The sequence below is a fragment of the Pseudoalteromonas sp. NZS127_1 genome (genome assembly GCF_015864295.1).
Lineage (GTDB): Bacteria > Pseudomonadota > Gammaproteobacteria > Enterobacterales > Alteromonadaceae > Pseudoalteromonas > Pseudoalteromonas arctica.
The window spans coordinates 31179-51556 of record NZ_JADYXO010000007.1; the positions used below are offsets into that span (position 1 = coordinate 31179).

Genomic DNA, 20378 nt, shown 5'->3' on the forward strand with positions numbered 1-20378 from the left:
TAAATGAATTTTTTAAAATGTTTTACATTGAGCATAGCCATTAGCTTTTTGCTGTTTTGCTCTGTAGTAAATGCAGCAGCTATTAAAGGTGAGTTTAAGCAATATAAGCAATTTAATGGATTTGCTAAGCCTTTTATTTCGTCGGGTGTTTTTTCGTTAATTGATGAAAAGCTAATTTGGCAAGTGAAAATGCCTGTTGAGAGTATGCTCATAATAGAAAACGGCAAAGTGCTTGCACAAAATGCCAATGGTGAGTTAATACCACAACCCGGTAGCGAGCAATTTGTAGGATTACTGAGTGACTTACTTAGCGTAAATATGAGTGCTCTGGAAACACGTTTTGACATTGCTAAAATGCAAGACAGTTGCACACAGTTAATACCAAAAGAAGCGATGCTACAGCAATTATTTAGTGATTTTATTTTATGTGAAACTGCTAAGCAAGTGAGCAGTATTACACTAAATGAGCACTCAGGAAATAACACAAAAATTGAGTTTACTTATTCCAAATAAAATTATGTTTTTAAATAATGCAGTGGTTAATTAAGGGAATAGTGCAGTGACAAAACGAATTACCGTTATTGTAGGGTGGTTTAGCAGTTTAATTTTACTTTTTGCTGCAGCTTTTTGGCTGTCTAAACCAACGTTTAGCGCCGATATGTTTAGCTTATTGCCAAAGTCGCACTCCCAAATTGCACATGCGGAAGATGTTTTTTTTCAGCAAAATGCTAACCGTATTATGTTCTCGTTTGCAGGAAATAATAAAAATAAAGCATTTGATGATTTCCAAAAATGGCTCGACGATAATGCAATTAAAAGCACATTTAACTTTCCGTCCGTTAACGATTTAGCGCAAACATTCTCACCTTTCAAACATGCGTTATTAAGTGATACTTACAAGCAAACATTAAGCAAAAAAACAACGTTTGAACATTATTACCTTGAGCAATTAAATCAGTTAGGCAACCCATTTGTAAGTGCTACCTTAAGCAAAGATACAAGTTTGAGCCTAGCGGCATTTATAGAAGATAACTTAAAACAAAGCCAATTGTTTACGCTTGAACAAGGTCGTTTAACTCGACGTTTAAAAGGCGTTGAATACCGTGTCATTTTGGCAAACTTAGCGCCCGAAAATTTAGGGGTTAATAAATCAATTGATTTAGCTGGCGCGATAATTAAACAGATCAATATACTTAATAAAACCTACCCTGATTTAAGCATTACTTACTCTGGTGTGCTATTTCATACGGCTGAAAATGCTAAACAAGCTAAATACGAGATGAGCCTGTTTGGTGGCATTAGCTTATTAGCCCTTATTGCTATGGTATTTTGGGTGTTTAGGCGTTTAAACAGTATTTTATTAGCAAGCTTTACCGTACTGAGTGCACTTATTGGCGGCGCTATCGCTATGGTGTTGCTGTTTAATACTATTCATTTATTAACGCTTGTTTTTGCAGTTACCTTGATTGGTATTGCCATTGATTATGCATTTCATGGTATGACTGATTTAGCCAAAAAAGAGCATGAAAAAGGCTACAGCAAAGGGACACAATCTGCGCTTTTATTGTCTCTTATTACGACTACGTTGGGTTATTGCTGCTTACTAGGTGCGCCACTAACGTTATTATCTCAAGTTGGTGTGTTTGTTATTGCGGGTTTAGTGAGTGCTTGGCTATTTACAGTTTTAGTTTTGCCATTGTGGCAATCTACACTCACGTTATCGCCTTCGAGTTTATTGATGAGTCAAAAGCTCATTAAGGTTTTTTTATACTGCAATAGTTTAAAAAAACCAATACTCATTACGTTATTAGTCCTTATAAGTGCGTTATTTTTAATAAAACCTATTAGCTTTAATGATGATGTAAAGCTATTAAATGCAAGCTCCGAACATTTAATGCTAAACGAAAAAAAGCATTTGTTATTACTTGGGCAATGGGACACCCAAGTTGTTTTTATGTTTGCAGATAGCGACGAAGCGCTATTACAAAAGCAAGAACAGTTTTTAAAACGCTTAACCCAACTAAACCCTAATTTTAAACATAATAGCATTAGCCATTGGTTGCCTAGTTTACAAAAGCAGAGCGATAACCAAGCCTTGTTTGAACAGGCTAAAAACAAAGGGACTTTGGATATTGCAGAGCGCGTTACAGGGCAAGCGTTAGTAAGTACAAAGGCACCGTTACTCACTTATGAAACACTCGCCACGAGTACATTTAAACCATTACTGCTTTCTCAAATGGTTGTTGAGTCAGAACAATCGATAACGTGGGTGTCTATTTCGGGTATTTCATCTGATCAACTAATTAATGAGGTTGAAAAAAACAATGGAATTTACCTTTATAATAAACCTAAACAAATTAGTGCTTTATTAAGTGATTACCGTGAATATTTACTATTAAGCCTAGTGCTTGCGGGTTTTATTAGTTGGCTGCTTTTTAGTTGGCGATTTACGATTAAGATAGCGCTGCTGCAGGTGACCATTTTATCTGTTGTGGTGTTGAGCATGCTTTGGGTATGTAATGCGATTCAAGGTAGCTTGTCGTTATTTAATTTACTCGGTGCGTTACTTGTTATTGCCTTAGCAATTGATTACCTCGTTTTTTATCAAATAAATAAGTTAGAGCCCAAAAATGTGTTAGCGATTAGCTTATCGGCTGCGTCATCAATGTGGGTATTTGGCATGTTGAGTGCATCTGATACACCCGCTATTTTTAGCTTTGGGCTGAGTGTAATGGTAGGGATTTTAGCTATTTACTTTTTATCACCGCTGAGTGTTTTAAAGCCTCAAAAGGAACAATAATTTGAATAACCTTGAGCAGTACGATGTTGTTGTTATTGGCGCTGGGCCTTCGGGTGCATTGGCTAGTAGTCTTTTAGTTCAAAAGGGATGGCGGGTACTGGTACTTGAACAGCAGGTGTTTCCACGTTTTTCAATTGGTGAAAGCTTACTGCCGCAATGTATGGCGTACTTAGAAGACGCGGGTTTAATCGATACACTACATGACAATGCAGCGGCTTTAGGTTTTCAGTTTAAAGATGGCGCTGCTTTTCATCGGGCAGGGCAAAATACAACTATAAATTTCACTGAAAAATTTACTAAAGGCCCAGGCACTACGTATCAAGTGAAAAGAGCCGACTTTGACAAATTATTAGCAGACAAAGCACAAGGACAAGGCGTAGAAATCAGATATAAGCACACGGTGGTTGACTACTGTGATGAGCCAAATGGTGCATCATTAGTGGTACACAATGAACAGCAGCAAGCTTATCGCGTTAATGCCCGATTTGTATTGGACGCAAGTGGCTTTGGGCGTGTATTACCAAAATTGTTAGATTTAGAGCTTCCTTCTAACTTTCCTGTTCGAAGCGCTTATTTTAGTCACTTTAAAGACAATATTAGTGATACAAGCTTCGATCGAAATAAAATTTTGATTACCGTACACCCTCAATATTCAGACGTGTGGTATTGGCTTATTCCCTTTAGTGATGGTACTGCGAGTATTGGGGTTGTGGCCCAGTCAGAGCGTTTTAATGATGATGAATCTAGCGATTTACTAAATCAATTTATAGAGCAAGACCCTTATTTAAAAACACTATTAGCACAGCGTGAGTTATTAACTCCAGCAAAAAATATAAAAGGCTACTCGGCAAATGTGAGTAAGTTATATGGTAAGCACTTTGCTTTATTGGGTAATGCGGGGGAATTTTTAGACCCGGTATTTTCATCAGGTGTAACAATTGCACTCAAATCTGCAAATTTAATTGCCCCACTTGTTGATCGCTATTTAAAAAACGAAGTCGTCGATTTTGACGCTCACTACGCACAGCCATTACAAGCTGGGGTCGATTGTTTTAGAACATTTGTAACAGGGTGGTACGATACGCGTTTTCAGGATGTGATATTTTACTCTGAACAAAATACTCAGGTGCGAGAAATGATTAGTGCTATTTTAGCGGGTTACGCATGGGATACAAATAACCCATTTGTTGCACAAAGTGAACGCCGTTTAAATGTGTTGGCTCAGTTATGTCAAAATTAATTAAGTATGCGGTGTGTAGTGTATTTATATTTGCTGTATTGAGCGCATGTACGAGTTTTACAGCATCTAAAAATAGAGTGTATCTATCACCTAATATTCAATTAAATATTAATAGCGTGCCAGCACAAATGTTTGATAAGTCTTGGCAGCATGTTTTGTATATTACGAATCAGCAAAAAACACACACTGTATTTGCCCAATTAGCTATAAATGACAAAGGTGCAATTAAGTTATTGTTAATGACAGTGCAAGGCTTTCCGATTATGGAGCTTGAAAAACCTTTAAATGGCCCAGTAAAAACACGAAATATGCTGGCGGTAGAAGGGATAGACCCTCATTATATTTTGGCGGATATTGCATTAGTACATTGGCCAGTAGCATTTTTACAAAAGCAGTTAGAGGGTGCTTTAATAGAGCAGGTTGGCTCTAATCGGCAGGTATTTAACGATGAGGGTACATTTATCACCATTGACTATAGTGATGAGTCGACAACGTTGAACAATATTTTACATCAGTATCAAATAACATTTAAAAAGGTAGAACAGTGACATATTGGCTGAATGATTTAGGCATTGTGAGTGCGATGGGCATAGGCCAAGATGCAACCACAACAAGCTTAAATAAATATAACCCTGCAACTCCTTTATTAACTTTAAATAAAAGTTTAAGTGCTGAGCAAACTCCGCTGTATGTCGGGCAAGTTCAGTCTATTGCTTTATCAAATAATAAACGTATCAATACATTTATTGATCTAGCTTTAGAGCAGATTAAGCCAACCTTAGATAAACTTTCGCATATTAATAAGTCGCGTATCGCAATTGTAATGGGTACTAGTACATCAGGTATTCATGATGGCGAAAGAGCGCGTAAAAGCTATGAAAGTACAAAACTCTGGCCTGATGACTTTAGTTACAGTGATCAAGAGTTAGCAACACCCGCTCATTATATTGCACATAAAATAGGGGCTCTAGGGCCTTGTTACAGTATTTCTACTGCGTGCACGTCGAGTAGCAAAGCGTTAATTAGCGCCCGAGCTTTGCTAAATGCTGATTTAGCCGATGTGGTAATTTGTGGTGGTGCGGATAGTTTGTGCCAATTAACAATTAATGGCTTTGACTCGCTCGCTTCTTTAAGCTCGGGTTTATGCCAGCCTTTTTCTAGCACCAGAGACGGCATTAATATTGGTGAAGGGGCCGCTTTATTTGTAATGACTAAAAATAAGCCAATAACAAATAACGGCGTTATGTTACTAGGCAGTGGCGAAAGCTCAGATGCGCATCATATGTCAGCCCCCGATCCTAATGGGATGGGCGCCCAAGCCTCAATGGAAAAAGCACTAAAAAGCGCAAAGTTATCCTGTGGTGATATTGATTATATTAACGCTCACGGTACGGCTACTGTAAAAAATGACGAAATGGAAGCACTTGCAATTAATCGCGTGTTTGGCAACAATACCCCGCTTAGCTCAAGTAAGCATTTAACAGGGCATACTCTTGGTGCTGCAGGTGCCATTGAAGCCGGTATATGTTGGTTATTATTAAAAGACAGCGGCCAACATATGCTGCCGTATAATGCGATTAAAGAAGGCAGTGATTTGGCTGATATAAAAATAATAAAACAAGCGTTTAAGCCCGCTCTTAAATACTGCTTATCTAATTCATTTGCGTTTGGCGGTAATAATGCCAGCTTAATATTGGGAGTTAACGTTGACTAATTACCCTATAGAGCAAGTAGTCCCGCATGATGCGCCTATGATTTTAATAGATAGCCTTTTAACACACAGCGAAGATGAAGCTCAATGCGGCGTTACTATCACTGAGCAAAGCCCTTTTTTTAGTCCTGTAATTAACGGCGTACCTAGCTATATTGGTGTTGAGTACATGGCGCAGTCTATTGCCGCTTACGCTGGTGCGTTAGCGAATGATGAAAATAAACCTGTAAAAATTGGTTTTTTAATTGGCACGCGAAAATATCAAACTTATCAACCGTGTTTTAAAAACGGCAGTAAGCTGACTATTGAAGTGAAAAAGCTATATCAAGAAGAGTCAGGTTTAAGTGTATTTGAATGCCAAATACTCGCGTGTGAAACTCTACTTTGCCAAGCAAAAATCAATGTATTTCAGCCTGAAAACCCGTTGGAATTTATAAGAGAAAATCAATGACAAAAAGAATTTTAGTTACGGGTTCAAGCCGTGGTATTGGTAAAGCTATTGCGTTAAAACTTGCTGAGCAAGGGTTTGATATTGCAGTACATTGCAGAGCGGGTGTTGAGCAAGCTCAAGCAACATGCGATGAAATTAATGCATTAGGTAGAGCCACCAGTTTATTACAATTTGATGTATGTGACAGAGAGCAGGCCAAAGCACAAATAATAGAAGATATAGCTCAGCATGGCGCTTATTATGGCGTGGTGTGTAATGCAGGTATTACTAACGATATGGCATTTCCTGCTATGCAAGGGGAAGACTGGGATTGTGTAATACGTACAGGCCTTGATGGGTTTTATAATGTAGTACACCCAACTGTAATGCCTATGGTACAAAGCCGTAAAGGTGGGCGAATAATTACAATGTCATCGGTGTCAGGTATTGCAGGTAACCGAGGACAAGTAAATTATAGTGCAGCAAAAGCCGGTATTATTGGGGCCACTAAAGCACTTGCATTAGAATTGGCAAAACGCAAAATCACAGTTAATTGTGTGGCACCTGGTTTAATAGAAACCGCGATGACTGATGAATTACCTATTGATGAAATGATGAAAATGATACCCCTTAAACGCATGGGGAGCGTTAAAGAAGTTGCGGGAACAGTCGCTTTTTTAATGTCTGATGATGCAGCTTACATAACACGCCAAGTGATTTCGGTTAATGGTGGCATGGTTTGATTAAACGCGTTGTTGTAACAGGGATGTCGGTGGTCACTGCATTGGGCGATGATTGGTCTGAATTCAAACAAGCCTTAATTAAAGGCGAAAATGCTGTTGTTACTATGCCAGAGTGGGATATAGCTGACGACCTCAATACTCGTTTAGCCGCGCCAGTTAAACACTTTGAGCGACCAAGTCATTACAAACGAAAACAAGTCCGTTCAATGGGGCGAGTGTCACTTATGTCAACTCGTGCTACTGAATGCGCACTTGAACAAGCCAAATTACTCGAGCACGAAAGTCTAACAGATGGCTCTACGGGCATAGCGTATGGCTCATCTACTGGCTCTACTGAGCCACTACTCGCCTTTTCAAATATGATGGAAACGGGGTCGATGTCAGGTGTAACAGCCACGAGTTACATTAAAATGATGGCGCATACTGCCCCTGTAAATGTTGGTGTGTTTTTTGGTTTAAAAGGGCGTGTTATAACAACAAGCTCTGCTTGTACATCGGGATCTCAAGGAATAGGCTTCGCCTATGAAGCGATTAAGTTTGGCCGACAAAAAATAATGGTGGCTGGTGGAGCTGAAGAGTTATGTATTACTGAAGCCGCCGTATTTGATACGCTTTATGCAACATCTACAAAAAATGAAACACCAAAACAAACACCAAGACCTTTTGATAAAAATCGCGATGGCTTAGTGATAGGCGAAGGCGCGGGTACACTTATTTTAGAAGAATACGAACATGCAAAAGCGCGCGGAGCAACAATATTAGCTGAGGTGGTTGGTTTTGGTTGTAATTCTGATGGACAGCACGTTACTCAACCAACATCAAAAACAATGCAACTAGCGATAGAAATGGCACTGCAAGATGCCAATTTAGAACCAGAAAAAATTGGTTACGTTAATGCTCATGGTACATCAACAGATAAAGGTGATATTGCCGAGTCTCACGCAACGTTTAAAGCATTGGGCAGCAAACCTATTAGCTCGTTAAAAAGTTATTTGGGGCATACATTAGGTGCTTGTGGTGCAATAGAAGCATGGGCAAGCATTAATATGATGGCTGATAACTGGTTTGCACCAACAATTAATTTAGATAACGTTGATGACGAATGTGCTCAGCTTGATTATATAAGGCATCAAGGGCGTGAGATTAATACCGATTACGTGATGAGTAATAACTTTGCGTTTGGTGGTATTAACACCTCTTTAATATTTAAACGCTATAAAGTAGATTAAACACGTTAAAAGATAAGTTATGACTAACTGTTAGCTCGTTTTTACTGTATAATTTGCGACCCTTGATAATGTGGCCGTAGGTTATACAGCATGAATTTTAAATCTTTTAGTTTCGCTCCTGAAATCATCCAGGCGTTGGACGAACTTAACTATCACACCCTTACGCCCATTCAGCGCGCAGCAATTCCTGCTGTTCGTAAAGGTAAAGACGTTTTAGCCAGTGCACAAACTGGTACCGGCAAAACTGCCGCGTTTGCTTTACCTATCATCCAAAAATTGGTTGAGTCTGAACTCAGCACAACTAATGCACCTCATGCATTAGTACTTGCTCCAACACGTGAACTTGCAGAACAAATTGCAAATAATTTTAGAGATTTTGCAAAGCATACATCACTTAAAGTCGTTAGCTTATTTGGTGGTGTTAGCACTGCCGGCCAAGCAAATGCTTTAAAAGAAGGTGTAGATATTGTTGTTGCAACGCCAGGTCGTTTATTTGATCATATTCGTTTAGGTAACTTAAGCCTTGCAAGTGTTAAGCACCTTGTTCTTGATGAAGCTGACCGTATGCTTGATATGGGCTTTATTGAAGATATGCAAAACGTTATTAAAAGCTGTGCAGAAGAGCGCCAGATTTTACTTTTCTCTGCTACATTCCCTGCAGCAATTAAACAATTTGCATCTAAAGTATTGAAACAAGCTGAAATAGTGCGTGTTGATCAAACTAACAGTACAGCAAGCACGGTTGAGCATGTTGTCTACCCAGTAGAAGAGCGTCGTAAGCAAGAGCTACTTTCTGAATTGATTGGTAAGAAAAACTGGCAACAAGTGCTTGTCTTCGTAAACATGAAAGAAACAGCTGATGAGCTTGTTAAAGAGCTTAACCTTGATGGTATTCCGGCAGGCGTTTGCCACGGTGATAAATCTCAAGGTAACCGTCGTCGTGCTTTACGTGAATTTAAAGAAGGCAAGGTACGCGTATTAGTGGCTACAGAAGTCGCTGCTCGTGGTATTGATATTGATGGCTTACCTCGTGTAATTAATATTGATTTACCTTGGCTTGCAGAAGATTACGTTCACCGTATTGGCCGTACAGGTCGTGCTGGTCGCCAAGGCCAAGCAATCTCATTTGTTAGCCGCGAAGAAGAAAATACATTATTTGAAATTGAAACGTTAATCGGTCAAAAAATCAAACGTGTATATTTAGAAGGTTACGAAGTAAGTAATCGCGAAGTGCTAATTGATAAAATTGGTAAAAAGCCAGCGCATTTACGCCGTACACGTTCTAACAAGTTATCAGGACAAGCAACCGGTGAAGCGAGAGCAGTAAATCGCTCACGTATTTCAAGCGTTCGTAAAAGCTTAAAAGGCGAAAAACTGTCACTTAAAAAATCATAGTTAACGCCGTTTAGTTTAAAAAAACCTGAGTTTACTCAGGTTTTTTTGTGCCTGGTGATAACACCTCATCAATAATGTTTGCGTATAAATAAGCCGCTTGCTCGTCCTCTTTATTTGCTATTATGGACAAACCAACCGGTAAACCACTTACTTTGCCGACCGGTAGGGTTATGTGCGTTGTGCCAGCAATAGCAGATAACGAACTACTACTGCCATTAAAATTATCACCATTAACTAAGTCAGTTTTCCAGGCGGGGGATACTGTAGGCGCTATAACAATATCAAGCTTGTTGTTTTTATATACATTAACAATGGCTGTCGTTGCTAAAGTGCGATAGCGTTCTTTAGTCTCTTGGTATTTTTGTTTTTTAGTTAAATCAATAGCCTGCGATTGAACTAGGATATCTTGCTCAAAATGGGGCATTTCTGTTTTTTTATTTTGAATATTAAAATTAACAAGTGCTTTTAGGCTCTTAACAGCCACTTGTGTTGGAGTGCTTGCGAGGTAGTGATTAATTTCGGCTTTGAAGTCATAAAGTAAAATATAGTATTCATCAACAAATAGCGTATCTAAGTTATCAGTAATATCTACATTAATAACAGTGTGTCCAGCCTGTTGTAATGCTTGTAACTGCTTGGCATAAAGGCGCTGCGTTTCAACTGTAAATTTGTCGCTAGGCAGTGCACCAATAATAAGTGACGATTTTGATTTTATATTACCTGTTTTTAATTCAAACCCTGTAGTTGTTGCATCAAGGGAGTCCTCACCTTGCAAAACAGATAAAACCAGCAGCGAATCTTTAAGAGAATGCGCCATCGGCCCTACTGAATCTTGGCTACTTGAAAGAGGCACAACACCTGAGCGTGATACTTGGCCCATACTCGGTTTTATTGCATAAACTCCATTTACTGAAGCTGGGCACGTAATTGAACCGTCTGTTTCAGTCCCTAATGCTATGGGCGCAAAGTTAAGTGCTACCGCAACAGCAGAACCTGCGCTAGAACCACATGGGTTACGTGTTACATCGTGCGCATTATGTGTTTGTCCGCCTACGGCACTCCAGCCTGAAGATGAATAGGATGAACGAAAATTTGCCCACTCACTTAAATTAGCTTTACCTAAAATTATAGCGCCCGCATTACGTAGTTGTTTAACAACAAAAGCATCATTATTAGTAACGTTATTTTTAAGTGCTAAAGAGCCAGCCGTTGTAGGAAGTGTGCCTTTAGTTTCTATATTATCTTTAAGAAGTACAGGTATTCCATGTAATGGCCCAGCCCAAGTTCCATTGACGGCAAGTTCATCTAACGTTTTAGCTTGAGCAATCGCTGTAGGCTCTAAACTAATAACCGCATTATAGTGTGGATTAAGTTTATTAATTCGGTCTATATAATTTTGGGTGAGTTGCTGTGCATTAATAGAATTATTTTTATATGCACTGTGAATTTCATCGATGGTTTTTAGTTCTTGTGCTTTAGCGTTAAAAATTGCCAATACACTAAGCAACGAAAAGGTAAATGTTTTTATCATTATTGAGGTGCTTAAGGTGTTATTATTTTCTATACATTTAGCACAAAAAAGCCTCACAAAGTGAGGCTTTTCGATAAACAGCTTAAAAAAGAGGTTTAAGCGTTTTCTAGCATAGACAGTGCGACCGCTTCAGCCGCTTTAATACCATCAATACCCGCTGATAAAATACCGCCAGCGTAGCCTGCGCCTTCACCTGCAGGGTAAAGCCCTTTGGTGTTAATACTTTGGAATGTTTTATCACGCTTAATACTAATAGGCGACGAAGTACGTGTTTCAACGCCGGTTAATAAACCGTCGTTAGTTGAAAAGCCACGAATTTGTTTATTAAACGCTGGTATCGCTTCGCGAAGAGCATCAATAGCAAATTGTGGTAACACTTTACTCAAGTCAGTTAACTTAATACCGGGTGTGTAAGAGGGTTGTACTTCACCTAAGTTTTCTGATGATTTACCTTTCAAAAAGTCGCCAATTAACTGGGCTGGTGCATCGTAGTTGCTACCACCAAGCTCATACGCTTGCTCTTCAAGTTTACGTTGTAAGTCTATTCCAGCAAGCGGATTACCCGGGAAATCTTGCTCCGGTGATATGCCTACCACAATAGCGCTGTTAGCGTTGCGCTCACTTCGTGAATATTGGCTCATACCGTTGGTAACAACGCGGCCCTCTTCAGAGGTTGCAGCGACTACTGTGCCACCTGGGCACATACAAAAGCTGTAAACTGTGCGGCCATTGTCGCAATGATGAACAAGTTTATAATCGGCAGAGCCTAAAATTGGGTTTCCTGCATTTGTGCCAAAACGACATTCATCGATCATTGATTGTTTATGTTCGATTCTAAAACCGACTGAGAATGGCTTTGCTTCAACATAAATCCCTTTTTTGTGGATCATATCAAACGTGTCACGTGCGCTGTGACCAACGGCTAATACAACATGGCGAGTGTTTAGTTGCTCGCCATTTGAAAGCGTTAAACCTGTTACTTGCCCGTCGTCTAAATGAATATCGTCAACACGTGTGCTAAAGCGAATTTCGCCGCCTAGTTCTATTATACGAGCGCGCATTTTTTCAATCATGGTGACAAGTTTAAACGTACCAATGTGTGGCTTACTTACGTATAAAATTTCATCGGGTGCGCCTGCTTCTACAAATTCAGTAATGACTTTACGACCGTAATGTTTTGGATCTTTTACTTGGCTGTATAACTTACCGTCTGAGAATGTACCTGCGCCACCTTCACCAAATTGTACATTTGATTCGGTATTAAGTGTGCGTTTACGCCAAAAGCCAAACGTGTCTTTTGTACGTTCACGTACCTCTTTACCGCGCTCTAATATAATGGGATTAAAGCCCATTTGAGCAAGTAATAAGCCTGCAAATAAACCACAAGGGCCAAAACCAATCACAACAGGGCGCTCTGTTATATTTTCGCTGGCGTGGGCTACAAATTTATAGTTTGTGTCTGGCGCTACTTTTACATGTTGGTCTTTTTCAAATGCCGCGAGTAGCTCGGCTTCGTTATCAACTTCTATATCGAGTGTATAAATCAGTAAAATAGCTGATTTTTTACGTGCATCATAACCACGCTTAAACACATTAAAACTGTGCAATTGTTCTGGTTGGATTTTTAGTTTATTTACAATTGCTTGACCAATTGCATCTTCGTCATGATCAAGTGGCAGCTTTATTTCGGTTAAACGTATCATTTATATCTCTTTTAGGTGTCATAGCGGGGTATTATTACCGCTCACAATAAGGGGATGCAGGGCACAACGGGTGTGCAAACATAAGGCGCGTATTTTACGTTAAAATAGGGTGATATGGCACTTATTTATTGTATTTTTGGAGTGGATGGGTATGATCCACAACTGTTGTTTAAAATCTTAGGTATTAAAATAGTATGGCGTTTGTAGTCACCGAAAATTGTATAAAATGTAAGTACACCGATTGCGTATCAGTGTGCCCGGCAGATGCATTTTTTGAAGGCCCTAATTTTTTAGCAATTAGCCCGATTGATTGTATCGATTGTGGTTTATGTGTCCCTGAGTGTTCAGCTGATGCTATATATCAAGAAGATGAATTACCAGAATCTCAAAAAGAGTTTACTGAATTGAATGCTGAACTTGCACTGGTCTGGCCGCGCATTACAGAGGTTAAACCTGCACCAGAGGACGCTGATGTATGGAATGGTATAGACGATAAACTTAAACTACTCGAAACATAATACGTAACAATTAGTTACTCCTTTATCATTAAATAGTTAATTTTTTATTTCAAAGTATTAACAAATGTACCTGGATAAATTACAATCCCCAGCTTAAGTTACTCCCTATGAGTAATTACAGTCTAAATGGATGTTTATGCAGTACTTTATAATTATAATAAAAAAGTTTACCTTCCTATTTTTAAGTTGCGTTTTATTACTCTCAAGCCTTGATGTAGCGGCTGGTAAACAGCAAGTATCCTTATCTCGTATTGATTCAAATATCACTATTGATGGTGTTATGGATGAAGCGCACTGGCAAAATGCGACACGTATACCTCTACTCTACCAAGATGAGCCTAACGAAAAAGGCACACCTCCTGTAAAAACTGATGCCTTTATTTACGAAGATGGCACAAACTTATATGTTGCCTTCATTGCAGAGGATCCAAACCCTGAACAAATTCGTGCATCACTTCGTGATCGCGATACGCTATGGGAAGACGACGTAGTCATTCTTGTTATTGATACATTTAATGATGAACGCAGTGGTTATGAATTTCATGTAAATCCCCTTGGTGCACAAGGCGATATACGAATGACCGACACCGATGGATGGAGTTCTGATACCTCATGGAATGCTATTTGGGATAGCGCAGGACAAATTAACGACAAAGGTTACATTGTTGAAATGCGTATTCCTTTTAAAGCACTGCGTTTTCCTGAAAATAAAAAAGAGCTAACGTGGGGTTTTTCAGTCATGAGAAACTACCAACGTGATGTTTTATATCAGCTATCAAATATGGGATTTGATAGAAATATAAAATGTAGCCTTTGTCAGTTTGATAAGTTAGTGGGTTTTAGCGATATTGAATCGAGTAAAAATATTCAATTAACACCTACATTGACAGCACTTCGTAACGATAATAAATCTGAATTACCGGGTAACTGGGATAATGGCGATATAGATACCGAAGTGGGCTTAGATTTGCGCTGGGGTTTAACCAAGGACGCTGTTTTAAATGCGACTATCAACCCAGATTTTTCGCAAGTAGAAACAGACTCTTTAGAGCTCGATGTAAATACAACCTTTTCTATTTATTATGCTGAAAAACGTCCTTTCTTTTTAGATGGAGCTTCTTACTTTAAAAGCAGCTTATTTGAGCTTTTATATACACGTACAATTGCAGAGCCTACTTTAGGTGCAAAATTAACGGGTAAAACGGGTGATCATAGTTATGCGTTAATGCTCGCTGATGACGACAATAGTAATATTTTACTGCCAACGAATCAGGGCTCTGGCTTTGCAAGCTTAAACGAAAAAACGAATGCTGCCGCAGGGCGTTATCAATATGACCTAGGTCAGCAGGGTACTATTGGCCTTTCAAGCACGCACAGAGAAAGTGATGACTATCACAACACTGTATTATCAGTGGATGGTAGCTACTGGTTTAATCAATCGGATACTCTTTTGTATCAAGTATCATCTGCTGATACACGTAACTCTGAATTTTTAATTCAAAATTATAACTTATCTGAAACTCAGTCAGATGAAGCATATGCCCTGGAACTTACCCGCGATAAACGTGATTACAAATTATTTGCATCTTATGAAAATATTGGGCAGGACTACCGCACCGATTTAGGTTATCAAGCTAAAGTTGATTATGAAAAAGTAGGCTTTGGTGGCGGACAAACATGGTACAGAGATGAATCTGATTTACTTACCTCATGGTCATACGAAGCTGACTGGGATAAAACGTGGGCGCAAAACGGCGACTTACTTGAAGAAGAATACGAAGGCTTTTTAAGCTTTAAAGGCCAAAAGCAATCTATTTTTGAAATTGGTTTAGTGCACCGCTATGAAAACTATAACGACAATTTTTATAATCAAAATATTGGTTTTATTTATACGGGCTTTAAACCCTCTAAAGATTTAAAGCTTTCGTTATATATTGAATACGCTAGCCGCATTGATTATGCAAATGAGCAATTAGGCGACGCGTTTGACACTCAAACCCAAGTGGTGTGGGACATTAACGACCATTGGCAGCTCGATGTAAAGCATAACTACAGTCAATTAGATAACCCGCAAGGGGATCGCGTATTTACTGCTAACTTAGTTGATTTTAGACTTCATTATAAATTTAGCATGCGTTCAATTCTTAAATTAATTTTACAATTTGAAGACATTGATAGAGACGAAAACGCCTACTTTTATCAAGTTAGTCAAATCAATAAAGACTACGGCAGCCAGCTTGTTTACTCATATAAAATTAATGCGGAAACACTGTTTTATTTGGGTTACTCAGATAGAGGTTACCAAGACGATTCTCTTAAAAATATTGAGCGAGATCAGCGTACATTTTTTACAAAAGTTAGCTATGCATGGCAGCTTTAAATATTAAAAATAAAAAAGGAATAAATATGAATACGTTAAAAATAACAGTTGCAGCAGCAATGGTTGCCACCTTGGCCGGTTGTGCTGCAAAGCAAGACATTACTCGATTTGAAACAAACATACCTAAAACAGTATGTATTGCTGAACATAAGGCTGTTAAAGCTGGTGTTATAGATGCAATGAAAAAAGGTTTTGCAAAGCATGATGTTGAAACTCGGGTAATTCCAGCCAATTATGTATTGAAACACCAAGACTACCAGACCGAATTACCAGGTGCGGATACGACAGGATGTAATGCAGTGGCTTACTACGTAGCAAATTGGCGTTGGGATATAGCGCTCTATATGGCATACGCAAATATTTGGATTAAAGACGTTGAAACGAATGAAAAAATAGCACAAGCATCTTATCGCACCGGTGGTGGATTGGATAAGTTTATAGACGCTGAAGAAAAAATTATAGAGCTTATTGACGGTATGTATTAAATTTTAAACAATTAGAACCTTTTTGTTTATTTTTATTAATCCCACCTATACTATATCAAATATAATTAGTTAATCCGTTATTGTTACAATTTTTTGTTATTCTAATGGCTTAGGGTTATATCAATGCTTGCGTAGTACTAAATGCAAGCGATATAATCCGTTTTTGGTAATAGGTTTGATAGGAGAAGCAAAATAGATGGATTTTTTTTATGAGTAAACTTAAGCCGCTCGGTTTTATTTTCCTAATCATAATTCTATTTTGTTTTTGCATAAACATAGAGTTAACGAATCAGATTAATCGTATAAATTTATTTAGTACCAGTATTGATATACGAAATTTCGAAATAACGAATACCACTCTTGATATGGCTCCTTGGTATAATCCGATCTTAAATGGCCATTATATAATTGAGCAGCCCACAGCTGATTTTTTGCTTATTAAAACCACTGACACTCAGTTTGTAGCTGCTGATTCAAGTAAGTTAATTATAATGACACTTGCATCACCTATTAATTTTTTACTTTTATGTATCTTAATATTTGGCTCTGGCCTGTACTTACGCAGAGAGCGTAGAAAGCGTCATTATAAAAATCAAATAGCGGAGCTTAATCTTCAAGCCAATAGCTTACTCACTGCATTTAATTTGCAAGTAAAACCGGCAGAGAATCCTTTGGGTGTAAGCAGCTTAAGCCAATCAATAAATAGTTTAAATACGCATGTGGCTAATTATGTAAAACAAACTCAAACCAGTATATGCCAAGATAAACTGACGTTATTAATTGACCGTCATGCATATATTGAACATATCGACAGACAAATTAATCATGCTAATCAAGAAGATCTTAAGTGTGCGCTCCTGTTTATAGACCTTGATGGTTTTAAACAAGTAAACGACTCGTTTGGTCACAGTTTTGGTGATGAAATATTAGTTCAAGTTGCTAGCCGACTTGCGAATGTTTTACGCCACCATAAATTAAGTAACATAAATAGTGCTAACCAATTAGAGCAAAACTTATCAAGGTTAGGAGGAGACGAGTTCTCCATTTTTATAGAATTACTTGATGATAGCGATAGAGTTGTTGAAATTGCTAAGCACGTACTAAGTGAGCTTGAAAAAGACTTTGTGCTTGGCAATAAAATAGTAAAAATTAGTGCCAGTATTGGTATTGCGGCTTACCCAGAAAGTGCATCAACGCCTCAAGCGCTTTTACAATTAGCCGATGTAGCTATGTATAGAGCTAAAAGTGATGGTAAGGGAATATTTAAAGTTTACTCGCCAGAAATGGGTAACAAAATGCGCCGTTACCATTATTTACTTGAAGAGCTGCGTTTAGCGGTTGCGTGTAAAGATTTTTACTTATCTTTTCAGCCAATTGTGCATGTTGAAGATTGTATGATTGATTATTTCGAAGCACTTACCCGATGGGACCACCCAGTTGAGGGCATGATCCCCCCTTCAGAATTTATTCCAATAGCAGAGGAGTCTAATTTAATATTAGAACTTGGCGATTGGATTATGCTTGAATCATGTAGGCAAATGGCTGCATGGCACAATGCAGGTATGCGTAAAGTAAAAATATCAGTAAATGTTTCGGGCATTCAATTAAAGCACCGTGACATTTATGATTGGATAATGAAGAAGCTCAAAAAAACCGGTTTACCCGCTACGTCTTTAATGCTTGAAATTACAGAATCAACATTCATTAAAGCCAGTCCAAGAATTATTAAAGAGCTAAGTAGGCTAAGAGAAGAGGGTATCACTATTGCTATTGATGACTTTGGTACAGGTTTTAGCTCGTTGAGCACATTAGCAGATTTACCAATTGATGTTATTAAAATTGATCGCTCGTTTATAGCTCAAGCTAATAAAAGCCAAAAATATAATGATATATTAAATACAATTAGTGAGCTTGGACAAAAACTTGGCCTTAAAATTGTAGCTGAAGGCGTTGAAGAAATAGGGCAGTTTGAACTTGTTAAAAAAATGGGTGTGAGTTCTGTTCAGGGTTATTTAGTAAGCCGACCTGAGTCATCAGCTAATGTAGGTAATAAAGTATTACGCAATAACACCAGTAACCTTTCAGCATCGGGTACAAGTGCTTGGGATATTGTTAGTTAGTTAGTTAGTTAGTTAGTTAGTTAGTTAGTTAGTTAGTTAGTTAGTTAGTTAGTTAGTTAGTTAGTTAGTTTACAAATAAAAATGCCACTCTAAGTAGAGTGGCATTTTTTGTTTAATCAGTAATTATTGTATTAAAGATCAAATGTGCGTGAAACAGCAAGTACGATACGCTCATCAGCATAATCGTAATCTAAGCTTGTGTTTTCAGCGGCCACTTCAATACCAAACCCTTCATAACTAGTTTGATATGCTAAACGGTAATGGTTGTATGATTTTTTCTCGTTTACGTCCCACGCCCATTTTTGTCCATCAAGCGAGTTTGAAATATCAAAGCTTGCACGTAGTGCATGATTTGGAGCCAGCTCATAGGTGTGTGCAATCATTGAGATTACATGGCCTCCACCTTGACCAAAGTAATCCCAGCTGTACCAAAAATTAAGCTCAGTTTGGCCGTACTCACTTGCGAAACCAAATTTAGTGTAAGCCTCAGCGTAGTTGCCATCGCTGTTATTACCTTGATAAGTGTAATACGCAATACCGTAGTCAACGCTAAATTGCTCATCAAGTTGTACATACTTACCTACATAGGCATCAAGCTCAAAATCAGTGTCGTCACCAAAATCTACATTTGAAGCCCATACACCTGCGTAAACACCACTATCAAAGGCGTAGTCCAAGCTACCTTGAATTGCAGGGTCGCTATCAGTTTGGCTCACACCATTAAAAGTGTAGTCAGACGCTGCCGTGATTGTTGTTGACCAATCAGCTGCTGCAGTCGTTGATAAAAGTGCAAATGGTAGTGCTACTACAAGTTGTTTTAGTTTGTTATTCATTATTAATCCCTAGTGTACTGTGTCTATTTTTGTGTAATCAATTGCGTTTGCTTTTGGTGAGCTATCTATATTCGTTACTGTTTTAAATTTACTGTAACAAATGAAGCCAGCACAGATAAAGAACAAGCCAATAACTAATGCGCCTACCCATTGAATTTGTAAAAATTCTAATTTAAACAATAGTGTAAGTAGTGATAGGGCAACAACATTTCCGATTATGTATTTCATTTTGCCAAAACGCTTTACGGTAAAGTTTAGGTTATCTGTATATAAACGCACTAACGAATCGAGAGAGTTAATTACAAATATGATACCTACAAATACCATGGCAAAGTTTTTAATACCTTGAGTAGGGATGCCCGCCTCATGGTAGTGATAAAGTACGCTAAACCAAATCGCAATCGGAATAGAAGGGAAAATCAACATCGCACCCAATACTTGGTATGTTTTAAGTCCACCAACAAAGCGTGATGTAAATTGACCAATCATTATGCTCCACGCAAACCACCAGAATAAGTAAAACTCATGGTAATCATTAAGCGGTAAAACAAATTCATTAATGTTGGCAAAGTAAGTACCAATAGAGCCTAAGTTATTCGTAAATGCTGACATTTGACTATCACCAATTACAAATGCGCCAGCCCACATAAAGGCGATTAAAGCTAAAAATAACCACGTAGTAGAAATACTTAAAATACGCACATATTTAATATCAGTACTTGAGTAAACCGCAAAACAGATAGCCGCAAACACAATTAAATAAAACTCAGAAACTATGCTTGTTCCATCACCTAATTCGGGTAAATACCACGGTAGGTTTGTAAGCAGTAAATAAGCGGTAAATGCACATGTACCAATAATTACAACATTATTGATAAATTTAACCCAAGGAATTTCGAAAAATTTCACTTTAGGTTCTATTACACAGAAATAAAAGCACGTAAGAAAGTAAAATCCCCAGATCAAAAATCCCCAATAGCCAAACTCAATAGCTAGTGGATTTGCAAACGCGTATTCTGGGCTTGCTTTTATGTCTGCATAACCTGCAAACTCAGTTAAAGGAAACATGATAAGGCCAACATCTAGGCCAGAAGTAAATAGTATTGCTATAAACGTAAAGGTTCGAACTGGTGTTACACCTACTACGCGAACATTACCCCATTTAATTAAAATAGTGATAATGGCAAGTAAGGTAAAAATGATCCCTGCATTAAGCCAAATAGTCATTGTTACCCTCCAGTAATGAATAAAAATAATTCA

General features: G+C 38.2%; 17 protein-coding genes. 13 read left to right on the forward strand and 4 right to left on the reverse strand.

All coding sequences use genetic code 11. The features are described 5' to 3' along the window. The first annotated feature begins 3 nt into the window (after positions 1 to 3). The 9 genes from I6F50_RS08470 to I6F50_RS08510 all read left to right on the forward strand — a co-directional run bounded on the left by I6F50_RS08470 (position 4) and on the right by I6F50_RS08510 (position 9548). A complete protein-coding gene (locus tag I6F50_RS08470) occupies positions 4 to 513 on the forward strand; it encodes an outer membrane lipoprotein carrier protein LolA (protein ID WP_101216993.1) in 510 nt (169 codons plus the stop codon). A 46-nt stretch (positions 514 to 559) separates the two neighbouring features. Beyond that, positions 560 to 2800, forward strand: a complete 2241-nt coding sequence (locus tag I6F50_RS08475) for an MMPL family transporter (RefSeq protein WP_197161318.1) — start codon at positions 560 to 562, stop codon at positions 2798 to 2800. Between the two features lies 1 nt (position 2801). Beyond that, positions 2802 to 4040, forward strand: coding sequence for an NAD(P)/FAD-dependent oxidoreductase (locus tag I6F50_RS08480; RefSeq protein WP_197161315.1), 1239 nt, complete (start codon positions 2802 to 2804; stop codon positions 4038 to 4040). After that, positions 4028 to 4588: a DUF3261 domain-containing protein gene (locus I6F50_RS08485; RefSeq protein ID WP_007580804.1), complete on the forward strand. Its 561-nt coding sequence runs from the start codon at positions 4028 to 4030 to the stop codon at positions 4586 to 4588. Before I6F50_RS08480 ends, I6F50_RS08485 begins: the two co-directional genes overlap by 13 nt. After that, on the forward strand, positions 4585 to 5754 hold the full coding sequence (locus I6F50_RS08490; RefSeq protein ID WP_197161309.1) for a beta-ketoacyl-ACP synthase: 1170 nt from the start codon (positions 4585 to 4587) through the stop codon (positions 5752 to 5754). The genes I6F50_RS08485 and I6F50_RS08490 overlap by 4 nt, the downstream gene beginning before the upstream one ends. Next, positions 5747 to 6202 carry a hotdog family protein gene (locus I6F50_RS08495; protein ID WP_197161306.1) on the forward strand — a complete coding sequence of 152 codons (456 nt, stop codon included), beginning with the start codon at positions 5747 to 5749 and terminating at the stop codon, positions 6200 to 6202. The genes I6F50_RS08490 and I6F50_RS08495 overlap by 8 nt, the downstream gene beginning before the upstream one ends. After that, the gene (gene fabG, locus I6F50_RS08500; RefSeq protein WP_007580797.1) at positions 6199 to 6924 is read left to right on the forward strand and encodes a 3-oxoacyl-ACP reductase FabG; all 726 of its coding nucleotides are present in this window, start codon (positions 6199 to 6201) and stop codon (positions 6922 to 6924) included. The genes I6F50_RS08495 and fabG overlap by 4 nt, the downstream gene beginning before the upstream one ends. After that, entirely contained in the window at positions 6924 to 8153 is a 1230-nt protein-coding gene (locus tag I6F50_RS08505; protein ID WP_197176015.1) for a beta-ketoacyl-ACP synthase, read from the forward strand. The genes fabG and I6F50_RS08505 overlap by 1 nt, the downstream gene beginning before the upstream one ends. A 90-nt stretch (positions 8154 to 8243) precedes the next feature. Beyond that, the gene (locus tag I6F50_RS08510) at positions 8244 to 9548 is read left to right on the forward strand and encodes a DEAD/DEAH box helicase (RefSeq protein ID WP_002958629.1); all 1305 of its coding nucleotides are present in this window, start codon (positions 8244 to 8246) and stop codon (positions 9546 to 9548) included. A gap of 31 nt (positions 9549 to 9579) precedes the next feature. On the opposite strand, the gene I6F50_RS08515 is transcribed toward I6F50_RS08510, so the two are convergent. Beyond that, positions 9580 to 11079: an amidase family protein gene (locus I6F50_RS08515; RefSeq protein ID WP_197175931.1), complete on the reverse strand. Its 1500-nt coding sequence runs from the start codon at positions 11077 to 11079 to the stop codon at positions 9580 to 9582. A gap of 95 nt (positions 11080 to 11174) precedes the next feature. After that, a complete protein-coding gene (locus I6F50_RS08520) occupies positions 11175 to 12782 on the reverse strand; it encodes an NAD(P)/FAD-dependent oxidoreductase (protein WP_197175932.1) in 1608 nt (535 codons plus the stop codon). A 194-nt stretch (positions 12783 to 12976) separates the two neighbouring features. Here I6F50_RS08520 and fdxA point away from each other — a divergent pair, with 194 nt between their 5' ends. The 4 genes from fdxA (at position 12977) to I6F50_RS08540 (ending at position 18285) form a co-directional block, all read left to right on the forward strand. Further along, positions 12977 to 13300 carry a ferredoxin FdxA gene (gene fdxA / locus I6F50_RS08525; RefSeq protein WP_002958626.1) on the forward strand — a complete coding sequence of 108 codons (324 nt, stop codon included), beginning with the start codon at positions 12977 to 12979 and terminating at the stop codon, positions 13298 to 13300. A 136-nt stretch (positions 13301 to 13436) separates the two neighbouring features. Then, a complete protein-coding gene (locus tag I6F50_RS08530) occupies positions 13437 to 15680 on the forward strand; it encodes a carbohydrate binding family 9 domain-containing protein (protein ID WP_197175933.1) in 2244 nt (747 codons plus the stop codon). A gap of 26 nt (positions 15681 to 15706) precedes the next feature. Continuing rightward, positions 15707 to 16165, forward strand: a complete 459-nt coding sequence (locus tag I6F50_RS08535) for an Sbal_3080 family lipoprotein (RefSeq protein WP_007580787.1) — start codon at positions 15707 to 15709, stop codon at positions 16163 to 16165. 209 nt (positions 16166 to 16374) lie between these two features. After that, on the forward strand, positions 16375 to 18285 hold the full coding sequence (locus I6F50_RS08540) for a bifunctional diguanylate cyclase/phosphodiesterase (RefSeq protein WP_165722746.1): 1911 nt from the start codon (positions 16375 to 16377) through the stop codon (positions 18283 to 18285). Positions 18286 to 18416: 131 nt separating this feature from the next. On the opposite strand, the gene I6F50_RS08545 is transcribed toward I6F50_RS08540, so the two are convergent. Both I6F50_RS08545 and I6F50_RS08550 read right to left on the reverse strand, forming a co-directional pair. Continuing rightward, entirely contained in the window at positions 18417 to 19118 is a 702-nt protein-coding gene (locus tag I6F50_RS08545) for a TorF family putative porin (protein WP_165728043.1), read from the reverse strand. Between the two features lie 9 nt (positions 19119 to 19127). Then, a complete protein-coding gene (locus I6F50_RS08550) occupies positions 19128 to 20345 on the reverse strand; it encodes a BCCT family transporter (protein ID WP_165728042.1) in 1218 nt (405 codons plus the stop codon). Positions 20346 to 20378: the final 33 nt, after the last annotated feature.